Origin of the sequence: Rhizobium sp. BK591 (assembly GCF_014195045.1) — a bacterium.
GTDB classification, from domain to species: domain Bacteria; phylum Pseudomonadota; class Alphaproteobacteria; order Rhizobiales; family Rhizobiaceae; genus Rhizobium; species Rhizobium anhuiense.
Genome location: NZ_JACIAZ010000005.1, coordinates 374776 through 389726, shown reverse-complemented (window position 1 = coordinate 389726; position 14951 = coordinate 374776). Strand labels below are relative to the sequence as shown.

At 60.3% G+C, this 14951-nt stretch carries 14 protein-coding genes; 13 read left to right on the top strand and 1 reads right to left on the bottom strand.

The features are described from left to right. Positions 1–129 precede the first annotated feature (129 nt). Both galE and FHX10_RS23800 read left to right on the top strand, forming a co-directional pair. The gene (galE, locus tag FHX10_RS23805) at positions 130–1113 is read left to right on the top strand and encodes a UDP-glucose 4-epimerase GalE (protein WP_028757679.1); all 984 of its coding nucleotides are present in this window, start codon (positions 130–132) and stop codon (positions 1111–1113) included. Beyond that, positions 1091–2638 (top strand): alkaline phosphatase family protein, encoded by a 1548-nt coding sequence (locus FHX10_RS23800; RefSeq protein WP_063473849.1) that lies wholly within the window; start codon positions 1091–1093, stop codon positions 2636–2638. The genes galE and FHX10_RS23800 overlap by 23 nt, the downstream gene beginning before the upstream one ends. A 122-nt stretch (positions 2639–2760) precedes the next feature. On the opposite strand, the gene FHX10_RS23795 is transcribed toward FHX10_RS23800, so the two are convergent. Next, positions 2761–3258, bottom strand: a complete 498-nt coding sequence (locus FHX10_RS23795) for a DUF1993 family protein (protein ID WP_028759213.1) — start codon at positions 3256–3258, stop codon at positions 2761–2763. A gap of 372 nt (positions 3259–3630) precedes the next feature. Here FHX10_RS23795 and FHX10_RS23790 point away from each other — a divergent pair, with 372 nt between their 5' ends. The 11 genes from FHX10_RS23790 (at position 3631) to FHX10_RS23740 (ending at position 14452) form a co-directional block, all read left to right on the top strand. Further along, complete coding sequence (locus FHX10_RS23790; RefSeq protein WP_028756155.1) at positions 3631–4560, top strand: sugar ABC transporter substrate-binding protein; 930 nt, start codon at positions 3631–3633, stop codon at positions 4558–4560. 69 nt (positions 4561–4629) lie between these two features. Next, on the top strand, positions 4630–6171 hold the full coding sequence (locus tag FHX10_RS23785) for a sugar ABC transporter ATP-binding protein (protein ID WP_028757414.1): 1542 nt from the start codon (positions 4630–4632) through the stop codon (positions 6169–6171). 34 nt (positions 6172–6205) lie between these two features. Then, positions 6206–7231 (top strand): ABC transporter permease, encoded by a 1026-nt coding sequence (locus FHX10_RS23780; RefSeq protein ID WP_028757415.1) that lies wholly within the window; start codon positions 6206–6208, stop codon positions 7229–7231. Between the two features lie 242 nt (positions 7232–7473). Then, positions 7474–8532 carry a dipeptidase gene (locus FHX10_RS23775; protein WP_028757416.1) on the top strand — a complete coding sequence of 353 codons (1059 nt, stop codon included), beginning with the start codon at positions 7474–7476 and terminating at the stop codon, positions 8530–8532. Positions 8533–8570: 38 nt separating this feature from the next. After that, positions 8571–10214 carry an ABC transporter substrate-binding protein gene (locus tag FHX10_RS23770; protein WP_028757417.1) on the top strand — a complete coding sequence of 548 codons (1644 nt, stop codon included), beginning with the start codon at positions 8571–8573 and terminating at the stop codon, positions 10212–10214. A gap of 19 nt (positions 10215–10233) precedes the next feature. Further along, positions 10234–11301: an ABC transporter permease gene (locus FHX10_RS23765; protein WP_028757418.1), complete on the top strand. Its 1068-nt coding sequence runs from the start codon at positions 10234–10236 to the stop codon at positions 11299–11301. Beyond that, the gene (locus FHX10_RS23760) at positions 11298–12233 is read left to right on the top strand and encodes an ABC transporter permease (RefSeq protein ID WP_028757715.1); all 936 of its coding nucleotides are present in this window, start codon (positions 11298–11300) and stop codon (positions 12231–12233) included. The genes FHX10_RS23765 and FHX10_RS23760 overlap by 4 nt, the downstream gene beginning before the upstream one ends. After that, the gene (locus FHX10_RS23755) at positions 12230–13063 is read left to right on the top strand and encodes an ABC transporter ATP-binding protein (RefSeq protein WP_028757716.1); all 834 of its coding nucleotides are present in this window, start codon (positions 12230–12232) and stop codon (positions 13061–13063) included. The genes FHX10_RS23760 and FHX10_RS23755 overlap by 4 nt, the downstream gene beginning before the upstream one ends. Continuing rightward, entirely contained in the window at positions 13060–13809 is a 750-nt protein-coding gene (locus FHX10_RS23750; RefSeq protein WP_063473848.1) for an ABC transporter ATP-binding protein, read from the top strand. Before FHX10_RS23755 ends, FHX10_RS23750 begins: the two co-directional genes overlap by 4 nt. Positions 13810–13971: 162 nt before the next feature. Next, positions 13972–14160, top strand: coding sequence for a hypothetical protein (locus FHX10_RS23745; protein ID WP_063473847.1), 189 nt, complete (start codon positions 13972–13974; stop codon positions 14158–14160). Between the two features lie 127 nt (positions 14161–14287). After that, positions 14288–14452, top strand: coding sequence for a hypothetical protein (locus FHX10_RS23740; RefSeq protein WP_168333612.1), 165 nt, complete (start codon positions 14288–14290; stop codon positions 14450–14452). The last annotated feature ends 499 nt before the right edge of the window (positions 14453–14951 follow it).

Sequence of the window (14951 nt, the reverse complement as noted above, 5' to 3'; positions counted from 1 at the left end):
ATCGCGCATCGATTGAAGTGGCATCGGCATTTGACGTATTGTCTGTTCACGCCGATCGCAGTTCTTTCTTTTTATTGACGTGTATCTCGTCTAGGTTTCCCTCATCTCTCACGAAGAATAGGGTGGTGCATGGCAGGTGAAACGGTTCTTGTTGTCGGCGGCGCCGGCTATATCGGGTCGCATACGTGTCTCGACTTGGCGAACAAGGGTTATACGCCTGTCGTCTTCGACAATTTTTCGAACGGCCATCGCGAGTTCGTCAAATGGGGGCCGGCCGAAGAGGGCGATATTCGCGATCGCGCCCGGCTGGATGAGGTGCTGGCAAAGCACAAACCGGCGGCGATCCTGCATTTCGCGGCGCTGATCGAGGTTGGCGAATCGGTGAAAGATCCGGTTTCCTTCTACGAGAACAATGTGATCGGCACGCTGACGCTGCTTTCGGCGGCACAGGCTGCCGGCATCAACGCCTTCGTCTTCTCCTCCACCTGCGCCACCTACGGTCTGCCGCAGAGCGTGCCGCTCGACGAGACGCACCGGCAGGTGCCGATCAATCCCTACGGGCGGACGAAATATATCGTCGAACAGGCGCTTGCTGATTACGACCAATATAAGAGCCTGCGCTCGGTGGTGCTGCGCTATTTCAATGCGGCCGGCGCCGACTTCGAGGGCCGGATCGGCGAATGGCACCAGCCGGAAACGCATGCGATACCCCTGGCGATCGACGCAGCCCTCGGCCGCCGCCAGGGTTTCAAGGTGTTCGGCAGCGACTACGAGACCCGCGACGGCACCTGCGTGCGCGACTATATCCATGTGCTGGATCTTGCCGATGCGCATGTGCGCGCCGTCGAATATCTGCTGAAGGGCGGCGATTCCGTCGCGCTCAACCTCGGCACCGGCACCGGCACGACAGTCAGGGAATTGCTCGGCGCGATCGAGGAAGTGTCGAACCGGCCTTTCCCCGTCGAATATATCGGCCGTCGTGAAGGCGATTCGCATACGCTGGTTGCCAATAACGACAAGGCGCGCGACGTGCTCGGCTGGGTGCCGCAATATGATCTGTCCGAGATCATCCGCTCCGCCTGGGCCTGGCATGCAAAATCCAACCAGCATTGAGAAGGCGCGCCGGCCGAACATCCTGCTGATCACGGCCGACCAGTGGCGTGGCGATAGCCTGTCGGCCGTCGGTCACGCTTGCGTAAAGACACCTGGTGTCGATGCGCTGGCGCGGGAAGGCACGCTCTTCCGGCGGCACTATGCCGGGGCGGCACCCTGCTCGCCGGCGCGGGCCACACTCTATACCGGCCTTTATCAGATGAACCACCGCGTCTGCCGCAACGGTTCGCCGCTCGATGCCCGCTTCGACAATCTGGCGCTCGCCGCCCGGCGGGCCGGATACGATCCGACCCTGTTCGGCTACACGGATACCGCGCCCGATCCGCGCGGCATGGATGCCGGCGATCCGCATCTGACGACCTATGAAGGCGTGCTGCCGGGCTTTACGGCCCGCCAGCTTCTGCCCGAGCATGAAAAACAGTGGCTCTCCTGGCTCAGGTCCCGCGGCCATGCGAATGCCGTCAGCCGCGACATCCATATTCCGGTCGGTGCCGAAGCAGGCGAAATTTCAAATGCGGCGCCGGCCTATTCGCGCGACGAGACCCAGACGGCGTTCCTGGCCGGCGAGTTCATTCGCTGGGTGGGCGAACAGGACAGGCCGTGGTTTGCACATGTCTCTTTCTTGCGTCCGCATCCGCCATTTTCCGTGCCGGAGCCGTTCAACCGGATGTTCAAGCCCGACGAGGGACCGGCTTTTGCCCGCGCTGCAAACCGCGACGCCGAACAGAATAGTCATCCTTATCTCGCCTACGAGATGCCACGCTCTGGCAAGGGCAACTTCATCTACGGGGCAACGGGGCCGCTCAGCGGCTGGAACGCTGAGGATTTTGCCGCGATCCGGGCGATCTATTACGGGATGATATCAGAGGTCGATGCGCAACTCGGCCGCATCTGGCAAGCCCTGAAGGATGCGGGCGCCTGGGACGACACGCTTATTGTCTTCACCTCGGACCACGCCGAGATGGCGGGCGATCACTGGATGCTCGGCAAGGGCGGTTTCTTCGACGGCAGCTATCATATTCCTCTTGTCATTCGCGATCCCGCAAGCAGTGCTGCGGGTAGGGTCGTCGACAAATTCACCAGCGCTGCCGATATTTTTCCCACCCTTTGTCAAAGGCTCGGCATCGACGCGAAGAACGGGCTCGATGGCCAGTCGCTCATGCCGTTTGTCAGGGGTGGGAGCGGACCGGGCTGGCGGGACGCGGCATTCTGGGAATTCGATTTTCGCGACATTGCGCATGGCGAGGCGGAGCGGCATTTCGGGCTCCGGTCCAACCAATGCAATCTGGCGGTGATCCGCGACGGACGGTTCAAATATGTGCATTTTACCGCATTGCCGCCGCTGCTCTTCGATCTTCGCAACGATCCGATGGAACTCGACAATGTCGCGGCGGATCCGGCCTATGCGGCGATACGGCTCGATTATGCCGAGAAGCTTCTGTCGCTGCGGGCACGGCATCTCGACCAGACGCTTGCCTATACCGAGCTGACGGAAAGAGGGCCGGTGACGCACCGACCCTGGTAGAGCATCGCCGTCTTCTTCGAATGACGGCAATGCTCTCTTTCGCTTTGTACGCAATTCCCGGCACAAGCGTTTCACGCTTTGCCTGGCAAAACCGCTGCACGCTTTTGCTGGAATTGCTTTGTTCAGCCGAGATAATCGCGCTTGCCGATCGGGGCGCCCTGGTTGCGCAGAATGGCGTGAGCCGTCGCAACGTGGAAATAGAAGTTCGGCAGGGCGAAGGTGGCGATATATTCGTCACCGGGCAGCACGATACCGCTCTTTCCCGGCAGGGTGATCTGGCGGGTTTCCGTGCCTTCCAGCGCTTGGGCCGAGAAGCCGGCGAGATAGGCTTCGGTTTTTGCCAGGCGCTCGCGCAGGGCATCGAGCGTCGTTTCGTTGTCTTCGAACCTCGGGGCATCGGTCGCGGTCAGGCGGGCGAGCGCGAATTTGGCGGTGTCGCTGGCGCGCTGATATTGGCCGGAGAGCGGCAGCATGTCGGGCGCAAGTCGAGCGGCGACCAATATGGCGGGATCGATATTCTTTTCCCTGGCATAGGCTTCGGCCTTGTCGAGGTAGGTTTTCAGGCTGGCGATGCCGCGCTGGAACATCGGAACGGTGAGGCGGTAGATCGAAATGGACATGTGTCCTGTCTCCAAAATCTTCAAATGATTGGGCCGCGGCAAAAGATCAAAGATGCCTGCGGCTCTGGGCCTGTCTTCGACCTCGCATAGATGGATGCTCGCTTCGTCTTTCACAACGGCGGAAATGCAGGTGCTGGCCGTGAAGGCCCACGGCATTGCGCTTCATCCATATCCGGTCGCCGCTAAAGAGGCTTGACGCCGTTCCCAGAAAATGGAATGAATATTCCGCATAGCGGATTTGACGGTTTGTTTGTTCCGTTTTGCAGAGCGCCGCGGGAGAGGTGGCGCGGGGAAATTGCGGCTTCAGGGCAAATGCCTGGAGCTCCGGCGTGAGGAGGGTGCAGCCGGGCACCGCTTTGTGGAGGAAGTGAAATGAAAAAGTTTATCCTGGGCACTGCGATGGCGCTCGTCATGTCGACGGCGGCTCACGCAGAAACCGTCGGCGTCTCGATGGCGAAGTTCGACGATAATTTCCTGACGGTTCTGCGCAACGGCATGACCGATTATGCAAAGACACTCAGCGGTGTGACGCTGCAGGTCGAAGACGCACAGAACGACGTGTCCAAGCAGCAGAGCCAGATCCAGAATTTCATCGCCTCCAAGGTCGATGCGATCATCGTCAACCCTGTCGATACCGATGCGACGACGGCGATGTCGAAGCTCGCGGCCGATGCCGGCATTCCGCTGGTTTACGTCAACCGTCAGCCGGTCAATGTCGACACGCTGCCGGAGAAGCAGGCCTTCGTCGCCTCCAACGAGCAGGAATCCGGCACGCTGGAAACCAAGGAAATCTGCCGCATTCTCGGCGGCAAGGGCAAGGCCGTGGTGATCATGGGCGAGCTCTCCAACCAGGCTGCGCGCATGCGCACCCAGGACATTCATGACGTCATCAAGACGGATGAATGCAAGGGGCTGGAGATCGTCGAAGAGCAGACGGCCAACTGGGACCGCACCCAGGGCGCCGACCTGATGACCAACTGGCTCTCCAGCGGCATCGAATTCGACGCCGTCATCTCCAACAATGACGAAATGGCGATCGGCGCCATCCAGGCGCTGAAGGCAGCCGGCAAGGATATGACCAAGGTCGTCGTCGGCGGCGTCGACGCCACCCAGGACGCGCTTGCCGCCATGCAGGCGGGTGATCTTGACGTCACCGTGTTCCAGGATGCCGCCGGCCAGGGCAAGGGCTCGCTCGACGCGGCGCTGAAGCTTGCCAAGGGCGAAAAGGTCGACAAGAAGGTCTATATTCCCTTCCAGCTCGTCACGCCTGAGAACGTCAAGGACTTCGTCACCAAGAACTGAGGCGAATGCCAAGCAGGATGCGGGCCTTGCCCGCATCCTTTCCGCCTGTCCGTATCCGGAGGAGATGATATGGCCGTCAGCCCGACAACCATGGCCGCCGTGCGCGCCAGTGGTGCAGTTCCGAATGCGGAATATCTCTTGAGCGCCGAGGGCGTTCGCAAGGAATTTCCGGGTGTCGTCGCGCTCGACGACGTGCAGTTCCGGCTGAAGCGCGCCTCGGTGCATGCGCTGATGGGCGAAAACGGCGCCGGCAAATCGACACTGATGAAGATCCTCGCCGGCATTTATATCCCCGACAAAGGCGATATCCGCCTGAAAGGGGTCGAGATCCGGCTGAAATCTCCGCTCGATGCGCTGGAGAACGGGATTGCCATGATCCATCAGGAACTGAACCTGATGCCGTTCATGACGGTCGCGGAAAATATCTGGATTCGTCGCGAACCGAAAAACCGCTTGGGTTTCATCGATCACGGCCTCATGCATCGCATGACCGAGGAGCTGTTTGCCCGGCTCAATATCGAGATTGATCCCGATATCGAGGTCCGGCACCTGTCGGTCGCCAACCGGCAGATGGTCGAGATCGCCAAGGCGGTTTCCTATAAGTCCGACGTGCTGATCATGGACGAGCCGACCTCGGCGCTGACGGAGCGCGAGGTCGAGCATCTTTTCCGTATTATCCGCGACCTCAGGGCCCAGGGCATCGGCATCGTCTACATCACCCACAAGATGAACGAGCTTTTCGAGATCGCCGATGAGTTCTCCGTCTTCCGCGACGGCCGATATATCGGCACGCATGCCTCGACCGACGTCACCCGCGACGACATCATCCGCATGATGGTCGGGCGCGAGATCACCCAGATGTTTCCCAAGGAAGAGGTGCCGATCGGCGAGGTCGTGCTCTCCGTCAAGGATCTCTGTCTCAAGGGGGTCTTCCACGACGTTTCCTTCGATGTCAGAGCCGGCGAGATCCTCGGCGTGGCAGGCCTTGTCGGTTCCGGCCGATCGAATGTTGCCGAAACGCTGTTTGGCGTGACGCCGGCAAGCTCCGGCTCGATCGAACTCCACGGCAAGCCGGTGACGATTTCTTCTCCGACCGAGGCCATCCGTCACCAGATGGCGTTCCTGACCGAGGACCGGAAAGATACCGGCTGCCTGCTGATCCTCGATATTCTCGAGAATATGCAGATCGCCGTTCTGCAGGACAGATACGTCAAGCGCGGCTTCGTGCAGCAGGGCGCTATCGAGGCAACCTGTGAAGACATGGCAAAGAAACTGCGCGTGAAAACGCCCAATCTTTACGAGCGGGTGGAAAATCTTTCGGGCGGCAACCAGCAGAAGGTGCTGATCGGACGCTGGCTGCTCACCAATCCGCGCATCCTTATCCTCGACGAGCCGACGCGCGGCATCGATGTCGGCGCCAAGGCGGAAATCCACCGGCTGGTCGTGGAGATGGCGCGCAACGGCGTGGCGGTGGTGATGATCTCGTCCGAGATGCCTGAGGTTCTCGGCATGAGCGACCGCATCATGGTCATGCATGAGGGACGCGTGACCGGTTTCCTCAATCGCGACGAAGCAACGCAGATCAAGGTGATGGAACTGGCTGCGCAGTGATGCGTCACCGGCAATCGCCCAAGGGAGGCTTGACATGACTACCAAGGCAGCAGAGGGCGGAGCCCCGCTCGCAACCCGGCAAAGGCGGCGGCGCATACCGACCGAGCTCAGCATTTTCCTCGTGCTCGTCGGCATCGCGCTCATCTACGAGGTGCTCGGCTGGATGTTCATCGGCCAAAGTTTCCTGATGAATTCGCAGCGCCTGACGATCATGATCCTTCAGGTCTCCGTCATCGGCATCATCGCCGTCGGCGTCACGCAGGTCATCATCACCGGCGGCATCGACCTTTCGTCGGGCTCTGTCGTCGGCATGACGGCGATGATTGCAACAAGCTTCGCCCAGTCGTCGACCTGGGGACGGGCCGTCTTTCCGTCGCTGACCGACCTGCCGGCTTTCGTGCCGATCATAATCGGCCTGCTGATCGGAGCGGCAGCCGGTCTGGCGAACGGCGCACTCATCGCCTATACGAAGATCCCGCCGTTCATTGCAACGCTTGGCATGTTCGTTTCGGCCAGAGGTGTCGCCAAGTGGTATACGAAGGGACAGCCGGTTTCCGGGATCACCGAACAGTTTCATTTCATCGGAACGAAAGCCTGGCCGGTTGTCGTCTTCCTGGTCGTTGCGCTGATCTTTCACATTGCGCTGCGCTATACCCGCTACGGAAAATTCACCTATGCGATCGGCGCGAACCCGCAGGCGGCACGCGTGTCCGGCATCAACATCGAGGCGCATCTCGTCAAGGTCTATGTGATTGCCGGATTGCTTGCCGGTCTCGCCGGGATCGTCACGGCGGCACGTGCTGAAACCGCACAGGCCAGCATGGGCGTCGGCTACGAACTCGACGCGATCGCCGCGACCGTCATCGGCGGCACCTCGCTGACCGGCGGCGTCGGGCGCATCACCGGCACCGTCATCGGCACCATCATCCTCGGCGTCATGACCTCCGGCTTCACCTTCCTCAGGATCGACGCCTATTACCAGGAGATCGTCAAGGGTCTCATCATCGTCGCGGCTGTCGTCATCGACGTCTACAGACAGAAGAAACGACGCAAGCACTGATCTCTCATGGTTTTTTACGGGGGCTTCGGCCCCCGTTCTGTTTTCCGCACCATGACGGATTTTAAAAAAAGGGGTGGCGAATCCCGTCAGCTTTTCTATTCTGCCGCTTCATTCGCCCTCTACGGCGCCGCGCGTCTGAAAAGACGCGCTACGGAGGCTGTAGCACTTTGAATGCTGCATAATTTGTCCTTAAATCGATTCCGATTTAAGGAATTATGCAGTAGGGCAGCGCAGGAAGACAGATGCAATTCGTATTTGACGGTCACAACGACGTTCTCCTTCGACTCTGGACACATTCAAAAGACGGCAGCGATCCGATCGCAGAATTCGCGGACGGCACGACGGTCGGCCATATCGATGCGCGTCGGGCCAGAGAGGGCGGTCTTTCCGGCGGTCTCTGTGCCATCTACATTCCCTCGGGCGATCTCGTCTTCGCCGATCCGGATGCCAACGGTCGCTATATCACGCCGATGGCCGCCCCCCTTGATCCGCTGCCTTCCCTTGCCATTGCCAATGAAATGGCGGCGATCGCGTTGCGGCTCGACCAGGCAGGCGCCTGGCGGCTCTGCCGGACGGTGAAAGACATCCGCGGCGCCATGGTGGACGACATTTTCGCCGCCGTCATGCATATGGAGGGCTGCGAGGCGATCGGCGCCGATCTCTCGGCACTCGAGGTATTCTACGCAGCGGGGCTGCGGTCGCTCGGGCCGGTCTGGAGCCGGCACAATGTCTTTGGTCACGGCGTGCCCTTCGCCTTCCCGATGTCGCCGGACACAGGCCCCGGCCTGACCGATGCCGGCTTCGCACTGGTCAGGGAATGCAATCGCCTCGGGATCCTGATCGATCTGGCCCATATCACCGAGAAGGGTTTCTGGGACGTGGCGAAGACGACGGACCAACCGCTGGTCGCCAGCCACTCCAATGCCCATGTGCTGACGCCGGTCGCACGAAACCTGACGGACAAGCAGCTCGATGCGATCCGCGAAAGCCGCGGGCTCGTCGGCATCAACTATGCGACCGCCATGCTGCGTGCCGACGGCCGCTCGGACAGCGATACGCCGCTTGCCGACATGATCCGCCATATCGACTATCTCGTGAACCGCATCGGCATCGAATGCGTGGCGCTCGGATCGGATTTCGACGGGGCCACCATTCCCGAGGAAATCGGTGATGCGGCTGGCAATCAGAAGCTGATTGCCGCTCTCAAAGAGGTTGGCTATGCTGATGCCGACCTCGCAAAACTTGCCCGTGAAAACTGGCTTCGCATTCTGGCCCAAGCTTGGCGGGAGGACCGCGCCTAAGCCTTTCCTAATCCAATCAAAAAACAGGGGAACAGATCATGATGATGACCAAACTCAGCCGCAATTTTCGCATGCTTTCCGCCGGAGCCGCGCTTTCGCTCCTGATGATGGCGGCACCCGCCGCCTTCGCCGAGACGCCGAAGGATACGCTGGTCGAAGGTTTTGCCATCGACGATATCATTACGATGGATCCGGGCGAGGCTTTCGAGCTTTCGACCGCCGAGATTACCAGCAACAGCTACAGCCTGCTCGTCCGTCTCGACATGGACGATACGTCGAAGGTGAAGGGCGATCTGGCCGAGAGCTGGAGCGTTTCCGATGACGGCCTCACCTATACGTTCAAGCTGAAGCCCGGCCTGAAATTCGCCTCGGGCAATCCGATCACCGCCGAAGACGTCGCCTATTCGTTCGAGCGCGCCGTCAAGCTCGACAAGAGCCCGGCCTTCATCCTCACCCAGTTCGGCCTCACCGGCGACAACGTCACGGAAAAGGCCAAGGCGGCTGATGCCGGCACCTTCGTCTTCACGGTCGACAAGGCCTATGCGCCGAGCTTCGTGCTGAACTGCCTGACGGCAACCGTCGCTTCCGTCGTCGACAAGAAGCTGGTGCTGGAACACGTGAAGGCGGTGACGCCGGATGCCGAGCACAAATACGACAATGATTTCGGCAATGAATGGCTGAAGACCGGCTATGCCGGCTCCGGCGCCTACAAGCTGCGCGAATGGCGTGCCAACGAAGTCGTCGTGCTGGAGCGCAACGACAATTATTACGGCGACAAGGCGAAGCTCAACCGCGTCATCTACCGCTACATGAAGGAAAGTTCTGCCCAGCGGCTGGCGCTCGAAGCCGGCGATATCGATATCGCCCGCAACCTCGAGCCGGGCGATATCGACGCCGTTTCGAAAAATGCCGATCTCGCGACGACAAGTGCGCCGAAGGGCACGATCTATTATGTCAGCCTGAACAACAAGAACGAGAACCTCAAGAAGCCGGAAGTCCAGGAAGCTTTCAAATATCTGGTCGATTACGATGCGATCGGCGCGACCTTGATCAAGGGTATCGGCGAAATCCACCAGACCTTCCTGCCGAAGGGCCAGCTCGGCGCGCTCGACGAGAATCCCTATAAGCTCGATGTCGCCAAAGCCAAGGAACTGCTCGCCAAGGCGGGCCTGCCCGACGGTTTCTCGGTCACCATGGATGTGCGCAACAACCAGCCGGTGACGGGTATCGCCGAATCCATGCAGCAGACGCTGGCGCAGGCCGGCGTGAAGATGGAAATCATCCCCGGGGACGGCAAGCAGACACTGACCAAATACCGCGCCCGCACCCATGACATGTATATCGGCCAGTGGGGTTCGGACTATTTCGATCCGAACTCCAATGCCGATACCTTCACCGGCAATCCCGACAATTCCGATGCCGGCACGGTGAAGACGCTCGCATGGCGCAACAGCTGGGAAGCGCCGGAACTCGACAAGCAAGCCAAGGCCGCACTTCTGGAACGCGACGCCGCCAAGCGTGCCGCCATATATCAGGATATCCAGAAGAAGTACCTGGCCAGCAGCCCCTTCGTCTTCATCTTCCAGCAGACCGAGGTGGCCGGTTACCGCAAGAGCCTGAAGGACTTCAAACTGGGTCCGAGCTTCGATACCAATTTCGTCGGTCCGATCGCCAAGGAATAATCCGGCAGGATTGAGGGGCTTGAGCACCGTCGAAACACCACAGGAGGCGCGGCCCCGAAGGGGCCGTGCCAGCGCCTTCGCAAAGGCGCTAGGGCGGTTCCTGTTTGCCGCTGTCACTACCTATTTCGGCCTGTTGGCCGTCACCTTCTTTATCGGCCGCGTCGTGCCGATCGATCCCGTGCTCGCCATCCTCGGCGACCGCGCGCCCAATCATGTCGTCGAGCGCGTACGCCAGGAAATGGGCTTCAATCTGCCGCTCTATCAGCAGTTCTTCATCTATATCAAAGGCATCCTATCCGGCGATTTCGGCAATTCGGTCCTGACGACCAATCCTGTCATGGTCGATATTCGCCGTGCATTTCCGGCGACGGTGGAGCTTGCAACGCTCGGAACGCTGATCGGCGCTTTCGTCGGCGTGCCGCTCGGCGTTCTCGCCGCGGTGCGCCGCGGCAGCATCGCCGACCAGGTCGTGCGGGTCATCGGCCTGATCGGTTATTCGGTGCCGATCTTCTGGCTGGCGCTGATTTCGCTCGTCATCTTCTACGCGCAACTGCGCTGGGTGGCCTTTCCCGGCCGCATCGACATCGTTTTCGAATACACCTTCACGCCGATCACCGGCTTCTATCTCCTGGACAGTGCCTGGCAGGGACAATGGGATGTCTTCTACGATGTCTTCCGCCACATCATCCTGCCGGCATCCCTGCTCGGTTATTTCTCGCTCGCCTACATCAGCCGCATGACGCGAAGCTTCATGCTGAACGAGCTTTCCCAGGAATATATCGTTGCCGCGCGCGCCAAGGGGCTTTCGGAAACGCGGGTGATCTGGGGCCATGCGCTGCGCAATGCTGCCGTGCCGCTCGTCACGGTGATTGCGCTTTCCTATGCCGGCCTGCTCGAAGGCTCGGTGCTGACCGAGACCGTCTTTTCCTGGCCGGGCATCGGACTCTACATCACCAATTCGCTGCAGAACGCCGACATGAACGCTGTGCTCGGCGGCACGATCGTCATCGGGACGGTCTTCATCGGCATCAACCTTCTGTCCGATCTTCTCTACCGGACGCTCGACCCGAGGACGCGAAACCGATGACGGCCTCCGCCAGCCCACCTCCTGCGATGAGCCGCCGCGACTGGCTGCTTTCCGACCGGCCGCAATCGCGCCTGCAGGCTCGCCTCGGCCGCGCCTATGTCACCTGGCGGCAGTTTACGGCAAACAGGCTCGCCGTCCTCGGCCTGCTGATCATCGTGGCGCTGCTTTTGACCGCCGCCTTTGCCGATGTCATCGCCACGCATAATCCCGTTGTCGGCGATCTGCGCAATGCCCGGCTGCTGCCGCCGGGAACCGGGGAATTCCTGCTCGGTTCGGACGACCAGGGCCGCGACATCTATTCACGGCTGATCTACGGATCGCGATTGACGCTGCTCGTCGTCGCGCTCGTCGCCATCATCTCGGCGCCGATCGGGCTGATCGTCGGCACGGTCTCCGGTTATGCCGGAGGCTGGGTGGATGCGACGCTGATGCGCATCACCGATATTTTCCTGGCCTTTCCGAAGCTGGTGCTGGCGCTCGCCTTTGTCGCAGCCCTCGGGCCTGGCATCCAGAACGCGATCATCGCCATTGCCATCACCTCCTGGCCGCCCTATGCCCGCATCGCGCGTGCCGAGACGCTGACGGTCCGGCGCTCCGACTATATTTCGGCGGTGAAGCTGATGGGCGCCTCGCCGCTTCGCATCATCGTGCGCCATGTTATGCCGCTCTGCATTTCCTCGCTGATCGTCCGCGTAACGCTCGACATGGCGGGTATCATCCTGACGGCGGCCGGTCTCGGTTTCCTTGGCCTGGGCGCACAGCCGCCGCTGCCGGAATGGGGGGCGATGATCGCCTCGGGACGGCGCTTCATCCTCGATCAATGGTGGGTTGCGGCGATGCCCGGCATCGCCATCCTCATCGTCAGCCTTGGCTTCAATCTCCTCGGCGACGGCCTGCGCGATGCGCTCGATCCGAAGGAGAGTGGCCAATGACGACACTTCTGACGGTTGATAAGCTCAAGGTCAGCTACCCCACGCGCACCGGCGTGATCGAGGCCGTGCGCGGCGTCTCCTTCACGCTCGGCAAGGAAAGGCTCGGCATTGTCGGCGAATCCGGTTCCGGCAAGTCGCAGACCGGACGGGCGATCATGGGTCTGACGCCGAAACACGGCGTCGTCACGGCCGAAAGGCTGAATTTCAGCGGCATCGATCTGATCAATGCCCCGGCGGGCGAAAGGCGCAGGCTGCGCGGCAAGCGCATCGCCATGATCCTGCAGGATCCGAAATATTCGCTCGATCCCGTCATGTCGATCGGGCGGCAGATCTGCGAAACGCTGCGCACGCATGAGAAGGTCGGCAAGGCCGAGGCGCGCGAGCGCGCGCTCGCCATGCTGGAAGCGGTGCAGATTCGTGATCCCCAGCGTGTCTTCGACCTGCATCCGCACGAGGTGTCGGGCGGCATGGGACAGCGGGCGATGATCGCCATGATGCTGATTGCCGGGCCAGAATTGCTGATTGCCGACGAGCCGACCTCGGCGCTCGACGTGACGGTCCAGCTCGACGTGTTGAGGATCATGGACAGGCTGGTGTCCGAGCGTGGCATGGGGCTGATCTTCGTCTCCCATGATCTGAGGCTGGTTTCTTCCTTCTGCGATCGCGTCATCGTCATGTATGCCGGAAAGATCGTCGAGGAGCTTGCGGCTGCCGATCTCAAACATGCGCAACATCCCTATACGCAAGGCTTGCTGAATTGCATGCCCGAGATCGGCTCAAACCGTCACCCGCTGCCGGTGCTCGACCGCAGGCCGGAGTGGGCGGCATGAGCGCAGCTCTCCAAGTCGACGATCTCAGCGTCGTCTACGACCATTTTCATGCGCTGAAGGATGTCAGCATCGCCGTCGAAGGCGGCGAATCCTTCGGTCTCGTTGGCGAGTCCGGATCGGGAAAATCGACCTTGTTGCGGGCTGTTGCCGGACTTGCGCCGATCAGCGGCGGCGCGATCAACATCGATGGCGAAGTGCTGAAGGGTTCGAAACGCAGCAAGTCTTTCTATCGCCGCGTGCAAATGGTCTTCCAGGATCCTTATGGTTCTCTGCATCCGCGCCAGACGATCGACCGGCTTCTGCTCGAACCGCTCGCGATCCATGGCATCGACGACAGCGACAAGCGCATCGCCCGCGCACTCGACGAAGTCGGCCTCGGCAATGGTTTCCGGTTCCGCTATCCGCACCAGCTTTCCGGCGGCCAGCGGCAGCGCGTGGCGATCGCCCGGGCGCTGATCGTGGAACCGTCGATCCTGCTGCTCGACGAGCCGACATCGGCGCTCGACGCCTCGGTGCAGGCCGAAGTGCTGAACCTGCTGGAGCAGATCCGACGTGACCGCAAACTCACCTTCGTGATGGTGAGTCATGATCTCGGCGTCGTCACCCACATGTGTGAAAGGCTCGCGGTAATGCGCAACGGCGCCGTCGTCGAGCGGCTGAGCTCTCAGGAACTGGCGGGCGGCGCGGTTCACGAGGACTACACGCGAAATTTGATGATCGCGAGCAAGGGTTTCGTCAAAGCCTGAACGGCAATCTTTTCAAGCCCTTGAAAAGGAAAGATCGATAGCGGCGTTAAGGATAACGCTTTGCTAAAAGACGACCATTCAACTAGACTATTGACAGCTGCCTTGCTTCTGTCATGATCCTGTTAACGTTTGTTAGCTTTCGTGATCAATGGAGGTTGAAGCATGTTCTTTCTCGGTGGGATGACCATGGGCTACCTCGATCCTCCCGTGAAAACCGATCGCCAAGAACAGGCTTCGGTATCTCTTCCTGCGGAAAAGGACCGCCGGCTGATCGAGACTTCCTCCAACCTGCCTGAGAATGAGAGTGCCGTCGAGCGCTCCTGGATCTGGGCGTGGCGCACGCTCTGCTAAAAAGGCTGGTTGAATTTTCTCTTCCTTTCGCTCTGGACGGAAATTTATCTCTACCTACTTGATAGAGAAAATAAGAATATAAGCGCGAGCCGCACAACCGGCCGCACGAGAACAACGGAGGCGACATATGGCAGATCTGGGTATTTCGCATGCTCACGTGAACCAATATGGTTCCATACCGGCCAAGAAGCCACTCACCACGCGTCACAGGCTTCAGGCGCTGCTCCATGGAGCGATTTTCACTGCGGCATTTCTGTTCGTCGTCGCCATGGTTTGCGGCGTCGTCGGCTAATCGGCGAATGGTAAGCGTTGGCAAGTGCCGGCGCTGCGGCGGTTTCCGCCCCTATAGAATTCCGAACATTTGATGTGTCTCGGCATTCTCCTGGCACTCGAATGTCAAAGGGAGAGTGGCCATGAGGGCATCTTATTGTGGTTGATCGGCATTCCGATCCCCATCATCATTCTTCTGTACTTTTTTCACGCATCTGAATACCGGCGACGGAGCGGCAAAGGACAAGGGTCGAAAGCTGCCCCCAAGCGCCGCCCCCCGGCACATGGTCTATCGATCCTGCCCTTTCCTTTTTCCGAAATCGAAGCTTTCGCATTGCCGCCAGACGAGCTCGCCGGCGGCGGCTGATGCCTCTTGGCTTGAATTATTCCGATAGTGTCCAAATTTTCGCCATGGCTTTCGCGGAGAGGATATCGATGGCCGCGATCAGCCTTCGGACCACATCCTGAACCGGGGCTTAGCCCGTTTGCCTCGCTTGGCCCAAGTCTCATTCGCCCCGGTT